The organism is Prauserella salsuginis (assembly GCF_024648885.1).
In the GTDB taxonomy this organism is placed as follows: Bacteria; Actinomycetota; Actinomycetes; order Mycobacteriales; family Pseudonocardiaceae; genus Prauserella; species Prauserella salsuginis.
The window spans coordinates 650,933-675,560 of record NZ_JANBBF010000009.1 but is presented as its reverse complement, the minus strand read 5'-3'; the positions used below and the strand labels follow the sequence as shown (position 1 = coordinate 675,560).

The window sequence follows — 24,628 nt, the reverse complement described above, 5'->3', positions numbered from 1 at the left end:
AAGTCGGCGCGCGGGTTCGGTTACCGTGGCGGAGTGACCACCAGGCTCGCCGATCATCTCACGATCGGGCAAGTCGCTCAGCGCAGCGGCGTGCCGCACACCGCGTTGCGATTCTACGAGGACCGCGGCCTCATCTCGTCGGAGCGCTCCAGCGGCAACCAGCGACGCTACCCGCGTTCGGTCCTGCGCCGCATCGCCTTCATCCGCGCCGCGCAACGGGTCGGCCTGAGCCTCGACGAGATCGGCTCCGCCCTCGACACGTTGCCCCACGACCACGCGCCGACGAAGGCTGACTGGGCGCGGCTCTCGCGGGACTGGCGCGACGAGCTCGACGCCCGTATCGACGCGTTGCAACGTCTCCGCGACCAGCTCACCGGCTGCGTCGGCTGCGGCTGCCTGTCGCTGAAGGCCTGCGGGCTCCACAACGTCGACGACCGGCTCTCCCAGTTCGGGCCAGGGGCACCGCTGTTGAAGCCCGCCAACGAGGGCGGACTCGAGTAGGCGTCGGCCAGCCCAAGCTGCCCGGCCACGCGGCTGCCCGGCCACTGTCCCGACGACACCCTGCCGCGCAGGCATCGTCGCGCGTGTTCTGCACTCAGAACCGCGTGTTCTGCGCCCGCCCGTCACCCGGCCACCGCCCCCAACGCCGCACTGACGCGACTGCATCCTCTCGCGTGTCCTGCACCCGAGCCCTGGTCAGCCCACGGTGTCGGCGACCGCGAGGGGCACTAGCTGCTCCGCGGCGGTGAACGAGCCGTGGTGCCCCGTCAACGAGGTCTCTGCGGGCTCGGCCGTCGCGCTCACGATGCCGTACCGGGCACGGGCCGCGGCGACGACGTCGCCGATCCGCGGGCGCACCCGATCGCCGACGTGTGGCCCGAACCAGCCCTCCTCGACGGCCTGTTCGCGCGATGCGACCCAGGCCCGTTCGCCGAGCAGTTCCCGCCAGGCCGCCAGCACGTCGTCGGCCGCACCGGGCTCGGCGTAGACGTGGCGGGCGCGTACCTCACCGCCCAGCGCACGCACCCCCTCCCGCAGCGCGGGTGTCGCGTCGACGTCGACGGTCTCCCCGATCCGCACCATCCCGTGGTCGGCTACCACCGCCAGAACCGCACCGGAGGGCATTCCCTCGACAACGGATTCGACGAGCCGGTCGACCTGGCGCAACTGCATGCGCCACGCCGTCGACCCCGGTCCGTACAGGTGGCCGAGCATGTCGAGTTCGCTGTGATAGCCGTAGACGAACGCGCGCTCCGGCCGCAGCGCCTCCGTCACCCGCATCGCGAGATCCCCCAGCGCATGCACGCCGACGTACCGGCCGCCCCGTAGCACCGCCCTGGTCAGCGGTGACCCGTCGAACTGCGCAGCCGACACCACGCTCGTCGCCACGCCCGCCGCTGCGGCGCGCTCGAACGTCGTCGGCAGCGGCTGCACATCCTCCGCGGCGAGCTCGTCCGACAGGTCGCGCCCACCGGGATGCCTGCACCAACGCAGCGCATTCACCACGCCCGTGCCCGGCACCTCGAAGCTGTAGCCGGCCATGCCGTGCTCCCCCGACGGCGAGCCGGTGCCGATGGCGGCCAGCCCCGCCGCCGTCGTCGCCGGGTACCCGACCCGCAGCGGCCTGCGGCACAGCTCCAGCAGCACCGGCGCGCAGTCGGCGTGCTCGTGCAGCAGCTCCCAGCCGAGACCGTCGATGAGCAGCACGCACGACCGTGTCGTTTCGGGCAGTTCCGGCACCGAGCGTGCGAAGCCCGGCACTCCCGCCGCGGCGAGCATCGTCGGCACGACCTGGGACAGGTGCGGGTGATCCATGCCGCCCAGCATCGCCGCGACCCCGTTCCGCGCGCCAGCCGATAACCGGACGCCGAACGCGTCCGCGCCCGGCACGCGCCCGACGAGGCGCGGCCGGGCGCGGCTTCGGAGCACCGACGCCGGCGTGCGGCGGGACCTACTCGTCGAAGTTGCGGTCCGCCAGGGCGGTGATGCGCGCGACGGCGTCCTCGGCCTGCGTTCCCGTCGCCGTCACGACGACCGTGTCGCCCTTCCGGGCGGTCAGCGACATCAACGAGAACACACTCCTGGCGTCGGCGTCGGTGTCGCCGAGCGAGATCCGCACGTCGGCGTCGACGTCGGCGATGCTCCTGGCGAGCAGGGCCGCGGGCCGGGCGTGCAGTCCGACCTCGTTGTCGAGCGTGATCTCCGCGCGGGCGCCCGGCTCCGGCTGCGCACCGGACTCCGGCCCTGCACCGACGGTGTCACCGGAACCTGGCGCCTCGGCGGTATCGGCCACTTCGGACCGGCCCGCCGCCGCACGGGCCGCTGCCGCCACCGCACCACGGTCGCCGCCGCCCTGGGCCGAGACCGCAGCCGCGATCGCACCCTCCACGAGCGGGGCGTCGACGACCACGACCGTCTCCGGCTCCGGCAACGATTCCACGGCCATCTCCGCCGTCATCTGCGCGCTTCCCAGGTCGTAGAGCACGACCACGCCCGCAGCCGCCGCGGCCTCGGTCACCGCGGCGAGCACGGCCTCGAAATCGGTGCCGATCCCGCCGTCGGGAAGCCCACCGGCCGGCTTCACCGTCACGTCGGGCGCCATCTGGGCGGCGACCTCGGCGACCCCGTCGGCCAGCCGGCCGCTGTGCGACACGATCACCAGCCCGACCAGGTCGCCGCTCATCGTGCGGCCTCCGCGAAGGACCGCAGCAGCAGCGCCGTCGACGTCGCGCCCGGATCGGCGTGACCGACACTGCGCTCGCCCAGATACGACGCGCGCCCCTTACGGGCGGTCAGCGGCACGGTCGAGTCGGCGCCCTCCTTCGCGGCGTCGGCCGCGGCGCTGAGTACCGCCGCCACATCCCCGCCGTCGGAGTGGGTGCGCTCCGCGGCTTCGACCGCGGGCTCGAGCGCGTCGACCATCGTGGCGTCGCCGACCTCGGCTTTGCCGCGGGCGACCACACCGTCCAGCGCTGCCCGCAACCCCGCGGCGACCGCGGCGCCGTCCAGTTCGGACACATCGCCGAGTTTGGTCGCCGCACGCAGGAACGCCGTACCGTACAGCGGCCCCGCCGCTCCGCCGACCTTCGAGATCAGCGTCGTCGCCGCGACCTTCAGAACCGCACCGGGCGTCTCCGGCACACCGGCGTCGAGCGCGGCGAGCACCGCCGCGAAACCACGGTCGAGATTCTCCCCGTGGTCGGCATCGCCGATGGCACGGTCCAGGTCGATCAGTTCGGCCTTGTGCTCGGCGACCGTCTCCGCGCCCGCGCGCAGCACCCCGGCCACCCGTTCCGCGTTGCAGCCCATCAGACCCCCCACCGCAGCGACGGGGTGTGCACCGGGGCGTCCCACAGCTCGGTCAACTCGTCGTCCATCCGCAACAACGTCAGGCTGATCCCCTGCATCTCCAGGCTCGTGATGTACGGGCCGACGAGCCTGCGGGTGACCCGGATGCCCCGGTCCGCGAGCAGCCGCTCGGCGATCCCGTGGGCCAGATACGTCTCCATCGGCGGTGTGGCGCCCATGGAGTTGGTCAGCAGCAGCACGTCGTCACCGTCGCCGAACGGCAAGTCCTCGACCACGGCCGTGACCATGCGCTCGACGAGCGCGTCGGCCGGCTCGGCGGGAATCCGCTCCCGGCCCGGTTCACCGTGAATGCCGATGCCGAACTCGAACTCGTCGGCTCCGAGGTCGAAACTCGGCTCCCCGGCGTGCGGCACCGTCGGCGGCGAGAGCGCCACGCCGATCGACCGCACCTGGCCGACCACTCGCCGCGCGAGCGCCTCGACGGCATCGAGCCCGTCCCCACGTGCGGCAGCCGCGCCGACGATCTTCTCCAACGGCACGGTGCCGCCCACACCGCGCCTGCCGGCGGTGAACGTCGAGTCGGCCACCGCGACGTCGTCGTCGATGACCACGCTGCGCACGTCCAGCCCTTCGGCGGCGGCCAGCTCGGCGGCCGTCTCGAAGTTCAGCACGTCGCCCGTGTAGTTCTTCACCACCAGCAGCGCACCTGCCTGCCCGGTCGTCGCCGAGACCGCCGCCTGCACCGCGTCCGGCGTCGGCGAGGTGAACACCGGGCCGGGAACGGCCGCATCGAGCATCCCCGCACCGACGAACCCGGTGTGCAACGGCTCGTGGCCGGAGCCTCCGCCCGAGATCACGGCCACCTTGCCGGAGACCGGTGCATCGGCACGCACCACGTGGTTCGGGTCGTAGGCCACGCGCACCAGGTCCGCGTGCGCGGCTTCCAGTCCTCGGAGCGATTCGGCGACCACCGCCGCCGGATCGTTGATGATCTTCTTCACGACGCCCTACTTTCCGTGTCACCTTCGACTTCGCCCGCGAACGCGGCGCGTGCTCGAGGCAACGCTAACGACAGAAGCAGGCCGGGCGCCACGCGAGATTCCGCGTCGGCAGCCCGGCCTGCTTCTCGTGTTCGGTCGTTCTCAGTCCTGCCCGGCCTGGGAGGAGTCGTTCTCCTCGTCCTCGGGCACAGGCACCGTCAGCGGACGGAGCTTCACCCACAGCAGGAACAGGCCGGTGAACACGAGCATGCCGATGCCCGCGAGCAGGTTGATGTTCATGCCGTCGGCCTTGGCCAGGTCCTCGTCGGAGACGAACCCGATCCCGAGGATCGTGATCACCAACCCGTACACACCGGTCAGCAGTGCGATGACCAGCCGGACGTCGAACGCACCGGCGGTGCGCTTGCGCGTGTCGCTGCCCATTGTCCGCCTCCTAGAAGAAGATGTTCAGGACGATCGTGAGGACCAGGACGATGCCCGCCAGCAGGCCCGGGTTGCGGTACCAGCCCGCGTCCTCGCCCACCGTCGAACGCTTCAGCTTCTCCTTCGGCGTCAGCGAGTAGACTAGGCCCACGAGCTGCGCCTCCGGCTTCGGCTTCGTCACCATGGTGACCACGACGCTGACCACGATGTCCACCACGAACGCGGCGCCGGCACCGATGAACGAGGCGCCCTGGCCCGGCAGGTCCCACACTCCGGTCTCGGCGAGCATGAAGACACCGACCGCGGCAGCGGTACCGGTGACCAGGCCCGTCCAACCGGCGGTGGGCGTCATCCGCTTCCAGAACATACCGAGGATGAACGTCGCGAACAGCGGTGCGTTGAAGAACGAGAACAGCTGCTGCAGGTAGTCCATCAGGTTGCTGTAGGTGGAGGCGATGAACGCCGTGCCGATCGCGAGGATCGTGGCGCACGCGGTGACCACCCGGCCCGCCCGCAGGTAGTACTGATCCGGCTTGTCCTTCTTGATGTAGGCCTGCCAGATGTCGTACGTGAAGACGGTGTTGAACGCGCTCAGGTTCGCCGCCATACCGGCCATGAACGAGGCCAGCAGACCGGCGATCGCGATGCCGAGCATGCCGTTCGGCAGCAGGTCACGCATCAGCAGCAGCAGCGCGTCGTTGAAGGTCGCACCGCTCGGCGCGGCCTCGCCCGCCATCAGGGCGGCCTTGTTCTCGCCGGACAGCTCGGTGACGCTGACACCGGCGATCATGCCCGGAATGATCACGATGAACGGGACGAGCATCTTCGGGAAAGCACCGATGATCGGCGTGCGCTGGGCTGCCGACATGCTCTTCGAGGCCATCGCGCGCTGCACCTCGACGAAGTTCGTCGTCCAGTAGCCGAACGAGAGCACGAAGCCGAGACCGAACACGAGGCCGAGCACCGACAGGAAGTTGTCGCCGAAACCGGTGAGCTGGTTACCCGGCCAGGAGCTGAGCTGTTCCTCGCCGCCGGGGCCGTTCGCGACCTTGTCGACGAGGCCCTCCCAGCCGCCGACCTCGTGCAGCCCGACCAGCGTCAGCGGCAGCAGGGCCGCGACGATGACGAAGAACTGCAGCACCTCGTTGTAGATCGCCGCCGACAGTCCACCGAGCGCGGTGTAGGCGAGCACGATGACCGCCGCGAGGATGATCGACACCCAGAGCGGCCAGCCCAGCAGCAGGTTCACGACGCTGGCAAGCAGGAACAGGTTCGCACCTGCGATGAGGATCTGCGCCATCGCGAAGCTGACACCGTTGACCAGGTGTGCCGGCTTGCCGAATCGCCGGAGCATGAACTCCGGGACACTGCGCACCTTCGACCCGTAGTAGAACGGCATCATCACGATGGCCAGGAACAGCATCGCCGGGATCGCGCCGACCCAGAAGTAGTGCACGGTCGGCAGGCCGTACTGAGCGCCGTTCGCCGACATGCCCATGACTTCGATCGCACCCAGGTTGGCCGCGACGAACGCCAGGCCGGTCACCCACGCGGGCAACGACCTGCCGGAAAGGAAGAAGTCCAGACTCGACGACACCTGTTTCCGCGCCAGGTAACCGATACCGAGCACCAGGGCGAAGTAGAACGCGAGCAACGCGTAGTCGACCGCGTTCGCGTCGAGCCGTAGATCCTGGGCTAGGACGGTCATCGGCCCACCTCCGGAATCAACAGTAGTCAACAGAAATGATCACAGATCAAGCTGCGCGCGAACATTACCGCACGCAGATACTCACCTGAATCCCACATCGCGAATTACGCAACGACCACGTCGAGACACGGACAGTGACGCCAATTGGTACATACCGGACGCCGACAGGCCGCAGAACGCGTCTTCCGACGGCCGCGACTTCCGATTGCCGCAACGGCGAGGTCCGAACAGGAGGAGGCCGGAACAGGCTGTGACCCACGGCGGCGCCCACGTCCCCACCAGGGAGCGAGAGCGGCCTGCACGGCTTGCTCGGCGCGCCGCCCGTCAGAACAGGCGGAACTCGTCCGGTTCGATGCCGCGAAGCGCGTCGTAGTCGAGCGTGACGCAACGGATGCCCCGGTCCTCGGCCAGCGTCCGCGCCTGCGGCCGGATCTGCTGCGCGGCGAACACACCCTGGACAGGCGCCAGCAACGGGTCCCGGTTGAGCAGTTCGAGATACCGCGTCAGCTGCTCGACACCGTCGATCTCGCCGCGCCGCTTGATCTCCACCGCCACGGAGGCCCCTTCGGAGTCACGCGCGAGGATGTCGACCGGGCCGATCGCGGTCGGATACTCCCGCCGCACGAGCGAGTAGCCGTCGCCGAGCGTGGTGATGTGTTCGGCCAGCAGCTCCTGCAGATGCGCCTCCACACCGTCCTTCTGCAGGCCCGGCTCGGCACCCAGATCGTGCGATACCTCCTCGACGATCTGGTCGATCGTGATGACCAGCTTCTCGCCGGCCTTGTTCTCGACGATCCACAGGTTGCCGTCCTCGATGAGCCAACACGGCGGACTCATCCAGTTCAGCGGCTTGTAGGCGCGGTCGTCGGAGTGCACCGACACCGAACCGTCCGACTTGACCAACAGCAGCCGGGTGGCCATGGGCAGGTGGGCGGTGAGACGGCCGGCATAGTCGACCTGGCACCGGGCAATGACCAATCGCACCCGGCAGAGATTAGGGGACTTGCCACGGCACGTGACGATGGCCCCGGCGATGGATCGCCCACGTCGGCCGAGAGGGGCGGCCCTTCCACGGCGACGCGCGCACCACACCGATGACGTCTCCGGTGACCGTGGCGAAGGGGCACGGTGCGACCGGACCGGACATCGCACCCCACAACGGCATTGTCTTCGCTGGTCATCGCAGGAGCCGCGGACTGCACGCGGGACTACCGTGGTCCGGACATCGACGTCGGCATGGCCCGTGGCCTTCCCCGGACACACCGTGACGACCGGGCGAGCGCACGACCATGCCGAGCGGCCGGTCGACACGCCGGTCACGACTCCGAAAAGCCGGCTCACGGGAAAACCCGACTATGACATTCCTATATCGGTCGGCTCATTCGTCCGAGATCCATTCGGGAAGTCGCGGCGCACGAAGCCCTCTCCCCCGTTAGTGTCATGCGGGTGCCGGCGCTGGCCGCCGCCTGTCGCAGCAGGCGTCGCGAGCGAAAGACCGACGAGAGGTGCTGATGAACGATATACCGACTGTCTGGGACTGGACGGGAAACCTGCTCACCGGTTTACGCATCACTCTGCTGGTCACGGTACTCGGCACGATCCTCATGATCGCGATCGCCATCGTGCTGGGACTGATGGCCCGCTCTCGCCGCATCGCGGTACGGGGCATCGCGCGCGTGGTGATCGAGTTCTTCCGCGGCACGTCGCTGCCGATCCAGCTGTTCTTCCTGTTCTTCGGCCTGCCACTGCTGGGTATCCGCTTCGATCCGCTGGCATGCGGTGTGATCGCGTTCGGCCTGAACTACGGCGCCTACGGCTCCGAGGTGGTGCGCGGCTCCATCAACGCCGTGCCCAAACCGCAGTGGGAGGCCGCGACCGCGCTGAACCTGTCCGCGTGGCAGCGGATGACCCGCGTGATCTGGCCACAGGCGATCCCGCTGATGATCCCGGCGATGAACAACCTGTTCATCCAGCTGCTGAAGAGCACGCCGCTGCTGTACGCCATCTCGCTGGCCGACATCATGACGAAGGCGGAGGACTTCCGTAAGGCGGGTGGCGACGCCACGCTCATGTACCTGGCCCTGATGGTGATCTACTTCGTCCTGGCGTACGCAGTGACCCTGCTGTCCAATATGGCCGAGGTGATCGCCAAGACCCGACTCGGTCAGCACGCCGGTCTGCGCAGCGTGTTCACCTTCCGCAAGCCGAAACCCGCTGAGGAGGCGAAGCTCGTGGATGCGAGCTCCGCGGCCGGCGGACCGGGAGGTGTCCGATGAACTTCGACCTCGAATACGCGGGCGAGATCCTGCCCGACCTGCTGCTGGCCTTCGTTCAGTACACGTTGGTCGCCACACTCCTCGGTATCGGTGTCGCCGCCGTGCTCGGCCTGCTGTTCGCGGTGATCCGTCAACTCCGGATCCCGGTGTTGACGCAGCTGCTGACGGCGTTCATCGAGTTCATCCGCAGCACACCACTACTCGTGCAGCTGTTCTTCCTGTTCTACGCGTTGCCGGGCATGGGCGTAACGCTCTCGCCGATGATGGCCGGGGTGACGGGGCTCGGTGTGCACTACGCGTGCTACATGGCGGACGTTTACCGGTCCGGCATCGATGCGGTCCCGCGTGGACAGTGGGAAGCGAGCGTCGCGCTGCAGCTGCCGCCGCGGGTGACCTGGCAGCGTGTCGTACTTCCGCAAGCGATCCGCAACGTGCTGCCCTCACTCGGCAACTATGCGATCGCGATGTTCAAGGAAACCCCGTTCCTGGCGTTCATCACGGTGCCGGAACTGCTCCACCAGGCGCAGGAGGTCGGCGCCAACACCTACGAGTACGTCGAGCCGTTCGCGCTGGCAGGCCTGATCTTCCTGGCCGCGAGCTACCCGACCGCGCTACTGCTGCGTCGCTTGGAACGCAGGCTGGAGACACGCTGATGCGTTGAGGGGCGTGAGCGCTCGACCGCGCTCACGCCCCTCAACGCATTCTCCTCAACCCTCCGTGGCGCAGAGTTCCTCGGTGGTGGCCTTACGGGCCTCCTCGGCCGGGAATCCCCACTTGTTCATCAGCTGCTCGAACTCCGAGCTTTCCTTGAACTTCTCCAACTCCCTGTTGTAGTTGTTGAAGAATTCCTTGTCCCCTGGCCGGAACGCCGCGCCGGAACCCGTGGTCGGGAACGCTTCGAGCGGCTCGGTGATCTCGAAACCGCCCTGCTGATCCTTCAGCTTCTCCAGGGACAGTGTCGGCAGGAGGATCGCGTCCACCCGGCCGTCCCTCATACCCTGCAACGCGTCGGGCGCCAGCGGGTAGGTCGGCAGCTTGGACTCGTCGATGCCCAACGACTTCGCGGTCTTCAATTCGAAGCTGCCTTCCAGCACCGCGACCGTGACGTCCTTGTTCTTCAGGTCGTCCACCGTGGTCAAGCCCTTGGGATTGCCCTCCGGCACCGCGAACGACTCCGTCGACACGAGCACCGGCGACGAGTACTGGACTTTCGCGCACCGCGTCTTGTTCATGAACAGCCCGGCCGTCACCATGTCCCAGCGGTCCGCATTGAGCCCGGGGATCATCGAGTCGTAGTCGGCCTGCACGCCCTTGATGTTGTCGATGCCCATGCGCTTGAGCACGGCCTGTGCCACGTCGGGTTCGGCACCCGTGAGCTCACCGTTCTTCTCGAGCACGGTGTACGGCGGCTCGTTCGCGACCGCGAGGCGCAGCGCCTGGCCCGAGTCCACCCGCTGCTGCAGGCCCGGCGCATCGTCGGACTGTCCGGTCTCGGGGTCGGTCGTCTGGCACGCACCGAGGAGCAAGCCGCCCCCGACGGCGGCGACACCGGTCGCGGAGTAGCGCAACATAGCCCGGCGGGAAAGGCGGTTCATCTTCGGTTCCGACACAATCTCTCCGTTCGAAAGACAACGGTTCATCGGACCCTAACCCAAACGAGTGGATCGGGCAGAATCTTCGCCATGGAACAGCTGAACTCGCGGCAGGTATACGCGAACAACTGGATGACGGTGCGGGAGGACGCGATCCGGCGGGACGACGGATCCCCAGGTCTGTACGGGGTCGTCGACAAACCCGACTACGCGCTCGTCATTCCCTACGAGGACGGCAGGTTCCACCTCGTCGAACAGTATCGTTACCCGCTCGGTATCCGGCGATGGGAATTCCCGCAGGGCACGGCGCCCGATCGGGCCGACGTCGAACCGGCCGTGCTGGCCGCGCGCGAGCTACGCGAGGAGACCGGACTGGCCGCGGGCGAACTGGTCGAAATCGGGCGACTCGACGTCGCGCCCGGCTTGTCCAGCCAGCGCGGCAGGGTCTTCGTCGCCACCGGCCTCACACACGGTGAGCCGCAACGGGAGCACGAGGAGCAGGACATGCGCTCGGCGTGGTTCGAACGGGCGAAGTTCGAAGCCATGATGAGAGCGGGCGAGATCACCGACGCCCAGTCCGTCGCGGCGTACGCGCTGCTCCAGCTGTGGGAGAAGCGCTCCTAGTCCGGCCAGTCGGGCTTGCGCTTCTCCAGGAACGCGGCCATCCCCTCGCGGGCGCCCGGCAACTGGGACGCCGCCGCCATGACCTCGACGGCGATGCGGTACGCGTCGTCCTCGGGCCGGTCGAGCTGCGAGTACAGCGTCTGCTTGCCCAGCGCCTTGGCCGCCCGGCTGCCGCGAGTCGCCCTGCCGAGCAGCTCGGTGACGGCCTCGTCGAGCTCCGCGTCCGGCACGACGCGGTTGACCAGGCCCCAGTCCAGGGCCGTCACGGAGTCCACGACGTCGCCGGTCAGCGCCATCTCCATGAGACGTTTGCGGCCGATCGTCCTTGCCACGGGCACGGCAGGCGTGTGGCAGAACCAGCCGCCCTTGCCGCCCGGCAGCGCGAAGCCGGCCGATTCGGCCGCCACGGCCAGGTCGCACGACGCGACCAACTGGCAGCCCGCCGCCGTCGCAAGCCCGTGCACCCGCGCGAGGACGACCTGTGGCACCGACTGCATCGTGTGCATCAGCCGGGTGCACACCTGCAGGAGCTCGCGTACCCCGACGAGGTCGCGCTCCGCGACGTCGCCGAAGTCGTGCCCGGCCGAGAACACGGGGCCCGCGCCTGCCAACACGATCCCGGTCGCGTCCGACTCGCCGACCTCGGTGAATGCGGCGAGCAGCTCCCGGAGGTGCTCCTCGGTCAACGAGTTGCGCCTGCTCGCGCGGTTCATCGTGATCGTGACGGTCTCGCCGTCGCGCTTGACGAGGACGTGCTCGTACTCACCCATGCAACGACCGTAACCCCGCCTCACCGGCTCGCGGAAGCGGCAGCTTCGCGGCGGAACGGGACACCCTGCGCGCACGGTTCGATCATCGAGCGCGTCACGGCTCCGCGAGAACCGTGAGGGATTAGGACGCTTCCCTGTCGATCACGGCGTGCAGGAACGCCTTCGTGCGTTCCTCGTCGGGGTCGGTGAACAGCTTGTCCGGCGCCGCATCCTCCACGATCTGACCGGCGTCGAACATCATCACGCGGTCGGAGACGTCGCGCGCGAACTGCATCTCGTGCGTGACGCACAGGAACGTGATGTCGGTGGTGCGGGCGATCTCGCGCAGCACTGCCAGCACACCTGCGACCAGCTCGGGATCCAGCGCCGAGGTGACCTCGTCGAGCAGCAGGATCTCGGGCTCCATCGCCAGCGCCCGCGCGATCGCGACGCGCTGCTGCTGCCCACCCGAGAGCCGCGAGGGATGCTCGTCGACCTTGTCGGAAAGGCCAACCATGTCCAGCAGCTCCTTGCCGCGCTGCTCGGCCTCGTCGCGAGACTTGCCGAGCACCCTGATCGGGGCCTCGGTGATGTTCTGCAGCACCTTCATGTTCGGGAACAGGTTGAACTGCTGGAACACCATGCCGATGCGCTTGCGGACCTGGCGCAGGTGCCTCTCGTCCGCGGGGACGAGTTTGCCGCCGCGATTCATGTGACTGAGGTATTCGTCGCCGACCTGGATCGTGCCGCCGTTGATGCGCTCCAGCGTCATCAGCAAGCGCAGAATCGTCGTCTTTCCGGACCCGCTGGGCCCGATCAGCGAGACGAACTCGCCGGGACTCACGGAGAAGCTCAGATCACGCAACACGACGTTGTCGTCGAACTTCTTGACAACATCCTCGAACCTGATCATCACATCCGAGCCAAGACCGGTCGATGTCTCACTCTGGGGGCACAAAACGACGCTCCAAAAGTCGGACGAGCAAAGGCATGACGAGCAAGCCGTAGGGTAACTCACAAGCAGGAACCCGCACGCCCACAACGATGATCGGCTCAACATACTTGCGCGTTTGCCCACGAATCGTGGAGGGTTCCGCTCTGCGGCGCCCCGGCAGGGACCCCCGCGGTGTTGCCACGGGGAGGACGTCCCGCTCCGGCTGCGGCCGAAGCCCCCGCCGCCGCGCCCGACCAGATGGCCCGAGGGCTTCGCTGCCGGACCCCGCCACCGTGTGGTGCCCGTACGCGCTCACCTGTGCGGCGGGCTCCGGCACGTCATGCCCTACCGTGGAACGCCGTGACGTGGAGTGCGTACAGCAGCTACCTGATACTGACCATCCTGGTCGTGATCGCCCCGGGCCCCGACACCGTGGTGACGCTCAAGAACGCGTTCGCGGGCGGATTGCGGGGCGGCATGATGGCCACCTTCGGTATCGCCGTGGGCAACCTCGTACAGGGCACGCTCGTCGCACTGGGACTCGGCACCCTGATCGTCCAGTCGCAACCGGTGTTCACCACGATCCGCTGGGCCGGTGTCGTCTACCTCTGCTACCTGGGCATCCAGGCACTCCGGTCGGCCTGGCGGGGCGACTACGCCACGATGGACGCCCAGGGCGCGGACGTCAGCGCGTTCCGCCGGTGGCGCGAAGGCTTCCTGTCCAACGTCACCAACCCGAAGGTGCTGGCGCTGTACCTGTCGGTGCTGCCGCAGTTCCTCGATCCGGTCACCAGCACACCGCTGCACGCGCTGCTGCTCGCGTACACCGTGGCCGTCCTGGGCGCCGTGTGGCTGGTCCTGTTGCTGATGTTCGTGCACCGCGTCCGCGCGTGGCTGCAGCGACGCCGCGTGCGCCGCGGGCTCGACATCGCGACGGGCGGCACCCTCATCGGCTTCGGCGTGTCCCTCGCGGCTGGCGGCTGACCAGCGGCCCTGCGACACCGCCGCGGCGAACGCGGACGGTCCTCAGCCGCCTTCCGGACCCGACGTGCCGACCCGGTCGATGCGCGCGCCGAGCCGGTTGAGGTTCTCCACGAAGTGCGGGTAACCGCGGTCGATGTGGAACACGTCCCACACCTCGGTGATCCCATCGGCGCACAGGCCCGCGAGCACGAGTCCCGCACCCGCACGGATGTCCGAGGCCCACACCGGCGCGCTCGACAGCTGCTCCACCCCGCGGACGACGGCGTGGTGCCCGTCCGTCCGCGCATCCGCACCGAGCCGCACCATCTCCTCGATGAAGCGGAATCGCGCCTCGTAGACGTTCTCCGTGATCATCGACGTGCCGTCGGACACCGACGACAGCGCGACCGCGAACGGCTGCAGATCGGTGGCGAAACCGGGATACGGCAGGGTCACGAAGTCGACCGACTGCGGCCGTTCGGGCTGCCGGACCCGGAAACCCTTGCCGTCGTAGGTCGTCACCTCGGCGCCGGCCAGGCGCAGCTTCTCCAGGACCAGTTCGAGGTGATGCGGGTCGACCCCGGTGACGGTCACGTCGCCACGGGTCATGGCGGCTGCGAACGCCCAGGTCGCGCCTACGATGCGGTCGCCGATCACGCGGTGTTCGGTCGGCTTGAGCTCGGCCACCCCCTCGACGGTCAACGTCGACGTGCCCGCACCCGAGATCTTCGCGCCCATTTCGCCCAGCATCGCCGCGATGTCGGCGATCTCCGGCTCCCGCGCCGCGTTGTCGATGACCGTCGTGCCCTCTGCGAGGACGGCCGCCATGAGGATGTTCTCGGTGGCCCCGACGCTCGGGAAGTCGAGCCAGATCTGCGCACCGTGCAGCCCCTCTGCCTGGGCGACCACGCAGCCGTGCTCGATTGCGCTCGTCGCGCCCAGCTTGCGGAGACCGTTCTGGTGCATGTCCAACGGCCGCGACCCGATCGCATCCCCGCCCGGCAGTGCCACGACCGCCTTCTTCAGCTTGCCGACCAGCGGGCCCAGCACACAGACCGAGGCCCGCAGCTTGCTCATCGCACCCGAGGACGCCTCGTGGGACAACTCCGCCGGAGTGGTGATGCGCACCACGTCGTCGTCGATCTCCACGTGGCAGCCGACACTGCGCAGCACGTCGGCCATCAACGGCACGTCGAGGATCCGCGGGCAGTTCGTGATCGTGGTCGTGCCCTCGGCGAGCAACGCCGCCGCCATCAGCTTCAGCACGCTGTTCTTGGCTCCGACGACCTCGACCTCGCCGGTCAGGCGCGCTCCGCCATGTACGTCGAAGTGCTCGCTCATGCGGACATCTTGCCCGCCCGAACCACGCACTCTGCGCAGGGGCATGCTTACAGCAAGAGTGGTCACAATTCGGCCACGACCGAAACACATGATCTCCGCCCGACGATGCCCCGCGCACGAGATCCTGACGTAGCCTCGTCGCATGTCTGTCCGGATCAACCGCGTGTACACCAAGGTCGGCGACACCGGCACCACCGCTCTCGGCGACGGTTCCCGCGTCGCCAAGACCGATCCGCGCCTCGGCGCCTACGCCGACGTCGACGAGACGAACTCGGTCATCGGCGTCGCTATCGCCCTGGGTGAACTGTCCGACGAGGTCGCCGGCGTGCTCCGCGGGGTGCAGAATGACCTGTTCGACGTCGGCGCGGACCTGTGTTCCCCCGTTGTGGCCGACCCCGAGTACCCGCCGTTGCGCGTGACCGAGCCGTACATCGAGCGGCTCGAAGGCTGGTGCGACGAGTTCAACGAGCGGCTCGGCAAACTGACCTCGTTCATCCTGCCCGGTGGCACTTCGGGAGCAGCCCTGCTGCACCAGGCACGCACCGTCGCCCGGCGTGCGGAGCGGTCGGCGTGGGAGCTCGCGGAGGCCGATCCGGAGCGCACCAACACCCTCGCGGTGAAGTACCTGAACCGGTTGTCGGACCTGCTGTTCATCCTCGCCCGGTTGGCCAATCCGGACGGCGACGTCCTGTGGCAACCCGGCGGCGGCCGCTGAGCACGATCTCTGAGCACGGCCCCTGAGCGGCACGTCCCCGCCGCTCAGGGCTGGTCGTCCGCCAGCACGTCTCAACGCCGTCACCAGCGCAGGAAGCCGTTCACGGCCAACAGTGAGAATCTGCGTATCGGTCGACCAGTACCCCTGGACGACCCTCTTCCGCATGTCCGCGGGACGACGCCGACGGGACATCGGGGTGGCGTTCCTGGACGGCGCTCGGCACCTTGGTGGCCGCTTCGGCCAGCACAGTGAGCTTCCACAGGAGGGCGTCGACCACGTTCTGAGCGCAGAACACGCATTACGGAACGCAGGACACGCGTGAGGCGCAGTCGCGCGTCAGCGCGGCGTCGGGGGTGGTGGCCGGGCGACGGGTGGGCTCAGAACACGCGCCGCGAGGTCTCGTCAGGAGGCGCGACGTATGCGCCTGCCGGGAGGCGCCGATTCGAGCCACGACAGGAAGCCGGTGAGCGCGTCCGGTCCCATCGCCACCTCGATGGGTTCACCGTGTGCCGGCTGACAGCGCAACACGGTCGAACCGGACGGGACGGCGTAGGACTCGGTGCCGATGGGATCACGCCGATCCGCGATCTCCAGCCCTTCCCGGCCCAGCACCCGGTCGGGCCCGCTACGCAGGCTCCACACGCGATACCACAGGAACTGCTCGCCGTGATAGCTCGCGATACCGAGGTGCCAGCCGGAACGCTCCCGGTCCGGGTCCCACCGCAGCGCCACGCTCACGCCACCGCGGCGGCGCATCGCGACCCACCGCAGGCCGTACCAGAGCGCGAAGACGAGCAGTACCAGCAGGAGGGCGGAGACCACGATCGCTGCGTCCACGGCCGGCACCCCTGCTGGTCTCGCCTGTCAGACCGACTGGCCGGCTGCGCGGAGTTTCGCGGTCGCTCTCTCGCGTTCGACCTCGTCGTCGTCGGTCAGCGCGGCGCGCGCGGCCTCGACGTCGACCTCCTCGCCCAACTCGGCGCTCTCGGCGAGGACGCTCACACGCTCGGCGGTCACCGAAAGGAAGCCGCCGTGTACCGCGGCCGTGACGGTCTCGCCGGCTGTCGTCGTCACCTTGACCACGCCGCCCTCGACCAGTTGGCCGAGCATCGGCTCGTGGCTCGGCATGATGCCGATCTCGCCTTCGGTGGTCTGCGCGACGACGAACGAGGCCTGGCCGGACCACAGCCGCCGTTCGACGGCGACCAACTCGACGGACATCTCAGCCACGTGGGGTCTCCTTCTTCATCAGCGCTGGCGCCAGTGTAACCGCCACGCTGTCCTTGCCAGGGGGTGAGTACGGAAGCGACGGGGCCGGGAGTCCCCGGCCCCGTCGCGCCGCATGTGTCACTCGAGGTCAGCCGGTCACTTGCCGGTGAGCTCGTGGTACTTCTTCTCCAGGTCCTCGAGGCCACCGATGCCCAGGAACGCCTGCTCCGGGTAGTGGTCGAAGTCGCCCTTGGCGATCTTGTCGAACGCCTCGACGGTCTCGGTCACCGGCACGGTCGAACCGGGCTGGCCCGTGAAGACCTCGGCGACGAGCATGTTCTGCGAGAGGAAACGCTCGATGCGGCGGGCCCGCTGCACCGTGAGCTTGTCCTCCTCGGACAGCTCGTCCATACCGAGGATCGCGATGATGTCCTGCAGTTCCTTGTACTTCTGCAGGATCCGGATGACCTCGGAGGCCACTCGGTAGTGCTCGTCACCGACGATCGCCGGGTCCAGAATCGTGGAGCTCGACGCCAGCGGGTCGACCGCCGGGAAGATGCCCTTCTGGAACACGCCACGCGAGAGCTCGGTGGTGGCGTCGAGGTGGGCGAACGTGGCCGCCGGAGCCGGGTCGGTGTAGTCGTCCGCCGGCACGTAAACCGCCTGCATCGAGGTGATCGAACGACCCTTGGTCGAGGTGATCCGCTCCTGCAGCACACCCATCTCGTCGGCCAGCGTCGGCTGGTAACCCACCGCCGAGGGCATGCGGCCCAGCAGCGTCGAGACCTCCTGGCCCGCCTGCGTGAACCGGAAGATGTTGTCGATGAACAGCAGCACGTCCTGGTTCTGGACGTCGCGGAAGTACTCGGCCATCGTCAGCGCGGACAGCGCGACCCGCATACGGGTGCCCGGCGGCTCGTCCATCTGACCGAACACGAGGGCCGTGTTGTCGATGGTGCCGTCCTCGCTCAGCTCGAGGAACATGTCGGTGCCCTCACGCGTGCGCTCACCGACACCGGCGAACACCGAGCTACCACCGAAGTTCTTGGCGATACGGGTGATCATCTCCTTGATCAGCACCGTCTTGCCGACACCGGCACCGCCGAACAGGCCGATCTTGCCACCCTGCACGTACGGGGTGAGCAGGTCGATGACCTTCAGACCGGTCTGCAGCACCTGCGTGCGGCCTTCGAGCTGGTCGAACGCCGGCGGGTGGCGGTGGATGGTCCAGTGCTCCATGTCGGAGCCGTAGCCGGGCTCGTCGAGGCACTCGCCCAGCGCGTTGTAGACGTGGCCCTTGACCTTGTCGCCGACCGGCACGGAGATCGCCGAGCCCGTGTCGGTGACCTCGGCGCCGCGGACGAGACCGTCCTGCGGCGCGAGCGAGATCGCACGGACCAGGTTGTCGCCGAGGTGCTGCGCGACCTCGAGCGTCACGGTCTTGCGGAGCTCGGCGAACTCGATCTGGACCTTGAGCGCGTTGTTGAGCTCGGGGATGTGGCCGCGCGGGAATTCCACGTCGACGACCGGACCGGTCACCGAGACGATGCGCCCCTTGACGGCAGCTTCAGTGCTAGTCATAGCTCAGTCATCACTTCCTACTGCGGCGAGCGCATCCACTCCGCCGACGATTTCGCTGATCTCCTGGGTGATCTGGGCCTGGCGGGCCTGGTTCGCCAGCCGGGTGTAGGTCTCCACGAGTTCGCTGGCGTTGTCCGACGCCGCCTTCATCGCGTTCCGCTGAGCCGCCAGCTCGGAGGCCGCCGATTCCAGCAACGCCGCGAAGATCCGCGTGTTGATGTATTTCGGCAACAGGGCGCCGAGCAGCGCCTCCGCGTTCGGTTCGAAGTCGTACGCGGGTGCGACCCCACCGCCTGCCTCCGCGGCACCGTCCTCACCATCGGTGTACTCGACCTCCAGCGGCGCCATCCGCTTGGCCACCGGTGTCTGCGTCAGCATCGACCGGAACTCGGTGTAGACGATGTGGAGCTCGTCCACGCCCAGTACCCCGTCCGGCCCCTCGGTGCCGCCCTCGTCGTCACCACCGGCGAGGAACGCATCGACCAAGGTCTCACCGACCTCGGCCGCGTTCTCGTAGTGCGGCTGCTGGGAGAACCCGGTCCAGCTGCCGGCCAGCTCCCGGCCACGGAACGTGTAGTAGTTCAGGCCCTTGCCGCCGATGACGTAGAGCTGCGGGTCCTTGCCCTGTTCACGCAGGAGCGAGAGGAGCTCCTCGGTGGCCCGCAGGACGTTGGCGTTGTAGCCACCGCACAGCCCCTTGTCACTGGTCACGACGAGCACGGCGACCCGACGTACCGGTTCGCGCTCGACCAGCAGCGGGTGGTCGAGGTTCGACGACGCGGTCGCCAGCGCGGAGAGCACCTCGGTGATCTCCGACGCGTACGGACGCGCGGCCTCGACCCTCGCCTGCGCCTTGCTGATGCGCGAGGTGGCGATGAGTTCCATCGCCTTGGTGATCTTGCCGATGTTCTTGGTGGACCGGATCTTCGACCGGAGCTCACGAAGCTGTGCCATGGCTACCGCCCACTACTTCTTCGGAGCCGGACGGTTCACCTTCACGGATTCCTGTCCGACCTTCTCGGCGTCCATCGCGTCGGCCTCGGCCTCGTTGAGCTGCTTACCCTCCGAGGTGGTGAAGCCCTTCTTGAACTCCGTGGCTGCGGCGGCGACCTTCTCGGCCAGCTCGTCGTTCCACTGTCCCTTCTCGCGGATCTCCGCCAGGACGTCCTCGTGCTTGTGCCGCATGTTCTCGAGCAGCTCGCTGTTGAACCGCGCGGTGTCCTCGACCGGGACATCGTCGAAGTGCCCGTTGGTGCCGAGGTACACGGTGACGACCTGCTGCTCGACCGGAACCGGCGAGTACTGCGGCTGCTTGAGCAGCTCGTACAGGCGGACACCGCGGTCCAGCTGGGCCTTCGAGGCCGCGTCGAGGTCGGAGGCGAAGGCGGAGAACGCCTTGAGCTCCTCGTACTGCGACAGGTCGATACGCAGCGTACCGGCGACCTTCTTCATGGCCTTGGTCTGCGCGTCACCACCGACTCGCGACACCGAGGTCGTGGTGTCGACGGCGGGACGCTGACCCGAGTTGAACTTGTCCGACTGGAAGAAGCACTGCCCGTCAGTGATCGAGATGACGTTCGTCGGAATGTAGGCCGAGATGTCGTTGGCCTTCGTCTCGATGACCGGCAGCCCCGTCAGCGAACCGCCGCCCAGCTCGTCGGAGAGCTTGGCGCAACGCTCGAGCAGACGCGAGTGCAAGTAGAAAACGTCACCGGGGAACGCCTCGCGGCCCGGCGGACGACGCAGCAGCAGCGAGATCGCTCGGTAGGCCTCGGCCTGCTTGGTCAGGTCGTCGAAGACGATCAGGACGTGCTTGCCCTGGTACATCCAGTGCTGGCCGAGCGCGGAACCGGAGTACGGTGCCAGCCACTTGAAGCCGGCCGGGTCGGACGCCGGGGCGGCGACGATGGTCGTGTACTCCAGGGCGCCCGCGTCCTCGAGGGACTTGCGCACCGCGGCGACCGTCGAGCCCTTCTGGCCGATGGCGACGTAGATGCAGCGGACCTGCTGGTTCGGGTCGCCGCTCTCCCAGTTGGCCTTCTGGTTGATGATCGTGTCGATGCAGACCGCGGTCTTACCGGTCTTGCGGTCGCCGATGATCAGCTGACGCTGGCCGCGGCCGATCGGCGTCATCGCGTCGATGGCGGTGATACCGGTCGCCAGCGGTTCGTCGACCGGCTGACGCTCGACCACCGAGGCTGCCTGCAGCTCCAGCGCGCGGCGCTCGTCCGACTCGATGTCACCGAGGCCGTCGATCGGCGTGCCGAGCGGGTCGATGACGCGACCGAGGAAGCTCTCACCGACCGGCACCGACAGGATCCGCCCGGTGCGCTTGACCTCCTGGCCCTCCTCGACCTTCTCGAAGTCGCCGAGGAGCACCACGCCGATCTCGCGCGGCTCCAGGTTCTGCGCAACGCCGTAGACGCCGCCGGGGAACTCCAGCAGCTCGTTCGCCATGGTCGACGGCAGGCCCTCGACGTGGGCGACACCGTCACCGGTGTCGACGACGACGCCGACCTCTTCCCGGCTTACCTCCGGGGAGTAACTCGAGACGTAGTTCTCGATCGCACTGCGGATCTCATCCGAGGAGATCGTCAGCTCCGTCATGTCGTTCCCGCTCTCACTTCGTGTCTTGCCACTGTGCAAAGTTTGTGTTGCGTCCGCGCCGTCAGCCCGCGAGCTGCCTGTGCAACGCCTCGATGCGACCCGCGACGCTTCCGTCGATGACCTCGTCACCGACGCGGATGACGAGCCCGGCACCCACCTTGTCGTCGACCTGGACGTGCAGGGCCAGCCTGCGCCCGTAGATCTGCTCGAGCCGCGCGGTCAGCTGCTCGCGCTGACCGCCGGTCAGCTCGGTGGCACTCCTGACGTACGCGACCGACTTCGAGCGGTACGCCGCGGCTTGCTCGACGAGCGCGTCGATACCGGTCGCGATGCCACGTCCACCCGGACGTGCCACGACCTGCTCGGCCAGTACGAGCGTGACCGCGTCGACCTTCTCGCCGACCAGACCGCGCAACAGCGACCGTCGTCCGGAGACGGACCCGACCTGGTCGGACAGCGCCCGCTCCAGTTCCGGTCTCGCCTCGACGATACGGGCGAGCTGGAACAGTTCCACCTCGACCGTGTCGAGCTTCCCGGCCTTGTCGGCGCTGATCAGCAGCGCCTTGCGGGCGACGGTCTCCAGGCCGTCCAGCAGCTCACGCGGGCTGGACCAGCGGCTGCCCACCACGGTGTCGAGCACGCCGAGGGCGGGTTCGGACACCTTGCCTTGCAGCAACGACCTGACGAGCCGCTTGCGGGCCTCGGGATCGGACGAACCGTCGCCGACGGACCGCCGCAACCCCACCTCCCTGGTGAGCAGTTCCACCACGGAGAGCAGCTCTTCCCCGACGGCGGACGGGTTCGTGCCCGCATCGCCGAGCACCTCGTCGAGACGGGTCTCGGCGAAGCCAAGAGCGTCCCGGCTCGCAGCATGCAGCGTCATGTGCGCCTACTCCTAGTTCCTGGCTCCGGCACCGTCGGCACCGGCGTCGAGTTCGGTGAGGAACCGGTCGACGGTGCCGCGCCTGCGGGCCTCGTCCTCCAGCGACTCACCGACGATCCGGCTGGCCAACGCCACCGAGTTCCGGCCGAGGTCGGCCCGCAGCTCAGCGACGAGCTGCGCACGCTGCTGCTGCAGCTGCGCCTCGCCCTGAGCGACGATCCGGCTCGCTTCCTGCTCGGCTTCGGCACGCAGTTCCGCCTTGATCGTCTCGGCCTCGAGCCGTGCGTCGTCGCGGATCTTGGCGGCCTCGGACCGTGCTTCGGCCAGCTGCGCCTTGTACTGCTCCAGCGCCTGCTCGGCTTCGGCCTGAGCCTTCTCCGCCTTCTCGATGCCGCCCTCGATCTTCGCGGTCCGCTCCTCGTACAGCTTCTCGAAGCGCGGCACCACGAACTTGCGCAGCACCCACAACAGAAGCAGGAAGGCGATCAGACCGATGATGATCTCGGCAACGTGCGGCATCACCGGGTTGTACTCTTCTCCAGCCGCCAGAATCATCGTCGTCTCCACTTCATCCTGTCATTACCGGCGTCGGCGGTCGCCGACGTCAGGCGAGGAAGAAGAGAACGAAGCCCAGCAGCGCCAGAACCTCGACCAGGGCGAAGGTGGTGAAGCCGATGTTCATCAGCTTGCCCTGGGCCTCCGGCTGGCGAGCGGTGCCGCTGATGACGGAGGAGAAGATCATGCCGACACCGATACCACCACCGATGGCACCGAGGCCGTAGCCGACGACGGCAAGGCCCGAGTTGATGCTGGTCTCTGCGGCCTGCTGGGCGAGAACAATGGAGCTCACGTGTTTTCCCTTTCCAACTTCGTCCGTGTTCGGTAACGGATGTCTTGTCTGTGGGTTCGGACGGACGTTCTCGTCGCTCGCGCGTGAGCCGTCCGGGATCTGAGGGTCGGTGCGGTTGTTCCTAGTGCTCGTCGGCCAGTGCCGCGCCGATGTAGTTGGCCGACAGCAGCGCGAAGATGAAGGCCTGGATCGACATGATCAAGACCTCGATGAACGTAATCGCGAGCGCTCCGCCGAACGAGAAGACGGAGAAGATCTTCGTGATGCCGTCGCCGTGGAGCAGCAGGAACTCCGCTGAGATGCCGAACAGCATGATCAGCAGATGACCCGCGAACATGGCCGCGAAAACTCGAATCGCGAGCGTCAGCGGGTTCATGATGAACTTCGTGAAGAACTCGATCGGTGTCAGCAGGATGTACACGGCCTTCGGCGCGCCCGGCGGAACCAGCTGGTGCTTCAGGTAGCCACCGAGCCCGTGCCGGCGGATGCCCGCGTAGTGGTACACGGGGTAGACCACCAGCACCGACAGTGCGAGCGGGAAGCCGATGTGCGACATCGTCGGGAACTGCAGGATCGGAACGATCCCGAACAGGTTGTTCACGAGGACGAAGCTGAACAGACCCAGAATCAGCGGTAAAAAGCGAAGGAAGTCCTTCGAACCGATCTGCTCCCGGGCAATGTTGTTGCGCCCGAAGTCGTAGAACGACTCGACCAGGAACTGTCCCTTGCCAGGCACGACGCTCAGCTTCCTGCTGGAGAGCAGGAAGAACCCGATGATCAGGACGACCGACAGCACAATCAACAGCATGGGTTTGGTGACCCAGCCGAAAATGGGAGGCAGATTAAACGCCTCGGCCGTCGGCGGCGTGAATTCGTCACCCGCGGCTAGTACCAGCGCGCCCAACTGGGCTCCTTCCGGTTCTCCCGGCCGGCGTTCACTCCGCCGGGGGAATCGATGCAACCTGGGCATAACGTACCGGATGCAGATCCGGTGCTATGCGGGGTGTCCCTTCACGTGAAGCAAGGGCAACCTTGGCGGGGACGTTATCAGCCCCGTAACAGCCCCAGCCGTACGGGCATACTTCTACGGTTTTGCAATGCCGCCGACCTGGAACTACGCCATGTCGTAGGGATTCGTGGAACGATTCAGTTCTCTTTCCCGGAACGCGTGTGCGCTGGGACGTCCGCGGCGGCCGTCGTGCCGGAAATGTCAGCAGCGTCACGTCCGGTGGGGACGCTGTCGACCGTCTCGGCGTCGTCATCGCCTGTCCCTCGGCCGGCCGGTTCGCCCACCTCGGCGCCCGGGTCGGCGGGCCCGGAACCCTCGGACTCGGCATCGGTGGGAGCGGACTGCGCCGGCGGGATGACCAGCGTCGGTGTCTTCGTGCGCTGGAAGGCGACGACCTCCCCCGCCGCCCACGCGACGACCACCACGAGCATGCCGAAGGCCAGTGCGGGCCTGCTGAACCCGTCGACGTCGCGCAACAGCAGCATGACGACCAGCAGCGCGGTCATCTTCAGCGCATATCCGCCGAGCGCGAAGCCCAGCAGCGAGTTCGGACCGCGCTGCGCGGCCATGCGCATCATCGTGATCGTCACCAGCGCCGACCCCTGACCGAGCACGACGCCGAAACCACCGCCCACCAGCCCAGCGGTGCCCGCGACCAGCACCGAGACACCCAGGGTGATCAGGCTGAGCGGCAGCGAGATCCGCAGCCCCCAGCTGAGCATGGCGTCGGCCAGCCGGTGCACCGACCGTGCATGCTCGGCACGGACCGCGGCGTCGGGCTCGGCCGGGGTCGCTGACTCGGTCTCGGCATTCATCGGATGGCCTTCGGATCGTGGACGTGGCGGACTGGGCGC

27 protein-coding genes are annotated in these 24,628 nt (G+C 67.9%); 6 read left to right on the top strand and 21 right to left on the bottom strand.

Annotation, left to right across the window (positions count from 1 at the left end):
- Positions 1-33: 33 nt before the first annotated feature.
- On the top strand, positions 34-501 hold the full coding sequence (gene soxR, locus LY40_RS09885) for a redox-sensitive transcriptional activator SoxR (RefSeq protein WP_183783695.1): 468 nt from the start codon (positions 34-36) through the stop codon (positions 499-501).
- 195 nt (positions 502-696) lie between these two features.
- Here the strand turns inward: soxR and LY40_RS09880 are convergent, their stop codons facing one another.
- From LY40_RS09880 to nucS, 7 genes are all read right to left on the bottom strand, one after another.
- Positions 697-1,815, bottom strand: coding sequence for an alkaline phosphatase family protein (locus tag LY40_RS09880; RefSeq protein WP_228726032.1), 1,119 nt, complete (start codon positions 1,813-1,815; stop codon positions 697-699).
- Positions 1,816-1,951: 136 nt separating this feature from the next.
- Positions 1,952-2,683: a dihydroxyacetone kinase phosphoryl donor subunit DhaM gene (dhaM, locus tag LY40_RS09875; protein ID WP_258936608.1), complete on the bottom strand. Its 732-nt coding sequence runs from the start codon at positions 2,681-2,683 to the stop codon at positions 1,952-1,954.
- Complete coding sequence (gene dhaL / locus LY40_RS09870; protein WP_183783689.1) at positions 2,680-3,309, bottom strand: dihydroxyacetone kinase subunit DhaL; 630 nt, start codon at positions 3,307-3,309, stop codon at positions 2,680-2,682. The genes dhaM and dhaL overlap by 4 nt, the downstream gene beginning before the upstream one ends.
- Entirely contained in the window at positions 3,309-4,310 is a 1,002-nt protein-coding gene (dhaK, locus tag LY40_RS09865; RefSeq protein WP_258936607.1) for a dihydroxyacetone kinase subunit DhaK, read from the bottom strand. The genes dhaL and dhaK overlap by 1 nt, the downstream gene beginning before the upstream one ends.
- 141 nt (positions 4,311-4,451) lie before the next feature.
- On the bottom strand, positions 4,452-4,733 hold the full coding sequence (locus tag LY40_RS09860) for a hypothetical protein (RefSeq protein WP_183783685.1): 282 nt from the start codon (positions 4,731-4,733) through the stop codon (positions 4,452-4,454).
- A 10-nt stretch (positions 4,734-4,743) separates the two neighbouring features.
- Positions 4,744-6,441 (bottom strand): sodium:solute symporter family protein, encoded by a 1,698-nt coding sequence (locus LY40_RS09855; RefSeq protein WP_183783683.1) that lies wholly within the window; start codon positions 6,439-6,441, stop codon positions 4,744-4,746.
- A 324-nt stretch (positions 6,442-6,765) separates the two neighbouring features.
- On the bottom strand, positions 6,766-7,425 hold the full coding sequence (nucS, locus tag LY40_RS09850) for an endonuclease NucS (protein ID WP_258936606.1): 660 nt from the start codon (positions 7,423-7,425) through the stop codon (positions 6,766-6,768).
- 527 nt (positions 7,426-7,952) lie between these two features.
- Between nucS and LY40_RS09845 the strand changes: the two genes are divergently transcribed.
- Both LY40_RS09845 and ehuD read left to right on the top strand, forming a co-directional pair.
- Positions 7,953-8,717, top strand: coding sequence for an amino acid ABC transporter permease (locus LY40_RS09845; RefSeq protein WP_183783679.1), 765 nt, complete (start codon positions 7,953-7,955; stop codon positions 8,715-8,717).
- Positions 8,714-9,370 (top strand): ectoine/hydroxyectoine ABC transporter permease subunit EhuD, encoded by a 657-nt coding sequence (gene ehuD, locus LY40_RS09840; protein WP_183783677.1) that lies wholly within the window; start codon positions 8,714-8,716, stop codon positions 9,368-9,370. The genes LY40_RS09845 and ehuD overlap by 4 nt, the downstream gene beginning before the upstream one ends.
- Before the next feature lie 54 nt (positions 9,371-9,424).
- Here the strand turns inward: ehuD and ehuB are convergent, their stop codons facing one another.
- Positions 9,425-10,327, bottom strand: a complete 903-nt coding sequence (ehuB, locus tag LY40_RS09835; RefSeq protein WP_183783675.1) for an ectoine/hydroxyectoine ABC transporter substrate-binding protein EhuB — start codon at positions 10,325-10,327, stop codon at positions 9,425-9,427.
- Between the two features lie 72 nt (positions 10,328-10,399).
- Between ehuB and LY40_RS09830 the strand changes: the two genes are divergently transcribed.
- Positions 10,400-10,933, top strand: a complete 534-nt coding sequence (locus LY40_RS09830; RefSeq protein ID WP_183783673.1) for an NUDIX domain-containing protein — start codon at positions 10,400-10,402, stop codon at positions 10,931-10,933.
- Here LY40_RS09830 and LY40_RS09825 read toward each other — a convergent pair.
- On the bottom strand, positions 10,930-11,703 hold the full coding sequence (locus tag LY40_RS09825; RefSeq protein ID WP_183783671.1) for an enoyl-CoA hydratase-related protein: 774 nt from the start codon (positions 11,701-11,703) through the stop codon (positions 10,930-10,932). The two genes, LY40_RS09830 and LY40_RS09825, sit on opposite strands and share 4 nt — an antisense overlap.
- A 121-nt stretch (positions 11,704-11,824) precedes the next feature.
- On the bottom strand, positions 11,825-12,595 hold the full coding sequence (gene ehuA, locus LY40_RS09820; protein ID WP_183783669.1) for an ectoine/hydroxyectoine ABC transporter ATP-binding protein EhuA: 771 nt from the start codon (positions 12,593-12,595) through the stop codon (positions 11,825-11,827).
- Positions 12,596-12,976: 381 nt separating this feature from the next.
- On the opposite strand from ehuA, the gene LY40_RS09815 reads away from it, so the two are divergent.
- Positions 12,977-13,600, top strand: a complete 624-nt coding sequence (locus LY40_RS09815; RefSeq protein ID WP_183783667.1) for a LysE family translocator — start codon at positions 12,977-12,979, stop codon at positions 13,598-13,600.
- 42 nt (positions 13,601-13,642) lie between these two features.
- Here LY40_RS09815 and murA read toward each other — a convergent pair whose 3' ends face one another.
- On the bottom strand, positions 13,643-14,920 hold the full coding sequence (murA, locus tag LY40_RS09810; RefSeq protein ID WP_183783665.1) for a UDP-N-acetylglucosamine 1-carboxyvinyltransferase: 1,278 nt from the start codon (positions 14,918-14,920) through the stop codon (positions 13,643-13,645).
- Positions 14,921-15,062: 142 nt separating this feature from the next.
- Between murA and LY40_RS09805 the strand changes: the two genes are divergently transcribed.
- On the top strand, positions 15,063-15,635 hold the full coding sequence (locus LY40_RS09805) for a cob(I)yrinic acid a,c-diamide adenosyltransferase (protein ID WP_183783664.1): 573 nt from the start codon (positions 15,063-15,065) through the stop codon (positions 15,633-15,635).
- A gap of 402 nt (positions 15,636-16,037) precedes the next feature.
- Here LY40_RS09805 and LY40_RS09800 read toward each other — a convergent pair whose 3' ends face one another.
- The 10 genes from LY40_RS09800 to LY40_RS09755 form a co-directional block, all read right to left on the bottom strand.
- Positions 16,038-16,472, bottom strand: a complete 435-nt coding sequence (locus LY40_RS09800) for a DUF2550 domain-containing protein (RefSeq protein WP_258936605.1) — start codon at positions 16,470-16,472, stop codon at positions 16,038-16,040.
- Positions 16,473-16,499: 27 nt separating this feature from the next.
- Positions 16,500-16,865 carry a F0F1 ATP synthase subunit epsilon gene (locus tag LY40_RS09795; protein ID WP_258936604.1) on the bottom strand — a complete coding sequence of 122 codons (366 nt, stop codon included), beginning with the start codon at positions 16,863-16,865 and terminating at the stop codon, positions 16,500-16,502.
- A 135-nt stretch (positions 16,866-17,000) separates the two neighbouring features.
- Positions 17,001-18,425, bottom strand: a complete 1,425-nt coding sequence (gene atpD, locus LY40_RS09790) for a F0F1 ATP synthase subunit beta (RefSeq protein ID WP_183783662.1) — start codon at positions 18,423-18,425, stop codon at positions 17,001-17,003.
- A 3-nt stretch (positions 18,426-18,428) separates the two neighbouring features.
- A complete protein-coding gene (locus LY40_RS09785; protein WP_183783661.1) occupies positions 18,429-19,379 on the bottom strand; it encodes a F0F1 ATP synthase subunit gamma in 951 nt (316 codons plus the stop codon).
- 12 nt (positions 19,380-19,391) lie between these two features.
- Positions 19,392-21,032, bottom strand: a complete 1,641-nt coding sequence (gene atpA, locus LY40_RS09780; protein WP_183783660.1) for a F0F1 ATP synthase subunit alpha — start codon at positions 21,030-21,032, stop codon at positions 19,392-19,394.
- Between the two features lie 61 nt (positions 21,033-21,093).
- Entirely contained in the window at positions 21,094-21,915 is an 822-nt protein-coding gene (locus LY40_RS09775) for a F0F1 ATP synthase subunit delta (protein ID WP_183783659.1), read from the bottom strand.
- 12 nt (positions 21,916-21,927) lie between these two features.
- Positions 21,928-22,470 carry a F0F1 ATP synthase subunit B gene (locus LY40_RS09770; RefSeq protein WP_183783658.1) on the bottom strand — a complete coding sequence of 181 codons (543 nt, stop codon included), beginning with the start codon at positions 22,468-22,470 and terminating at the stop codon, positions 21,928-21,930.
- 49 nt (positions 22,471-22,519) lie between these two features.
- Positions 22,520-22,756 (bottom strand): ATP synthase subunit C-like protein, encoded by a 237-nt coding sequence (locus LY40_RS09765; RefSeq protein ID WP_308216334.1) that lies wholly within the window; start codon positions 22,754-22,756, stop codon positions 22,520-22,522.
- Positions 22,757-22,886: 130 nt separating this feature from the next.
- Positions 22,887-23,669 carry a F0F1 ATP synthase subunit A gene (atpB, locus tag LY40_RS09760; RefSeq protein ID WP_183783656.1) on the bottom strand — a complete coding sequence of 261 codons (783 nt, stop codon included), beginning with the start codon at positions 23,667-23,669 and terminating at the stop codon, positions 22,887-22,889.
- Between the two features lie 242 nt (positions 23,670-23,911).
- A complete protein-coding gene (locus LY40_RS09755) occupies positions 23,912-24,589 on the bottom strand; it encodes a Cg1360 family ATP-synthase-associated protein (RefSeq protein ID WP_372497751.1) in 678 nt (225 codons plus the stop codon).
- Positions 24,590-24,628 lie beyond the last annotated feature (39 nt).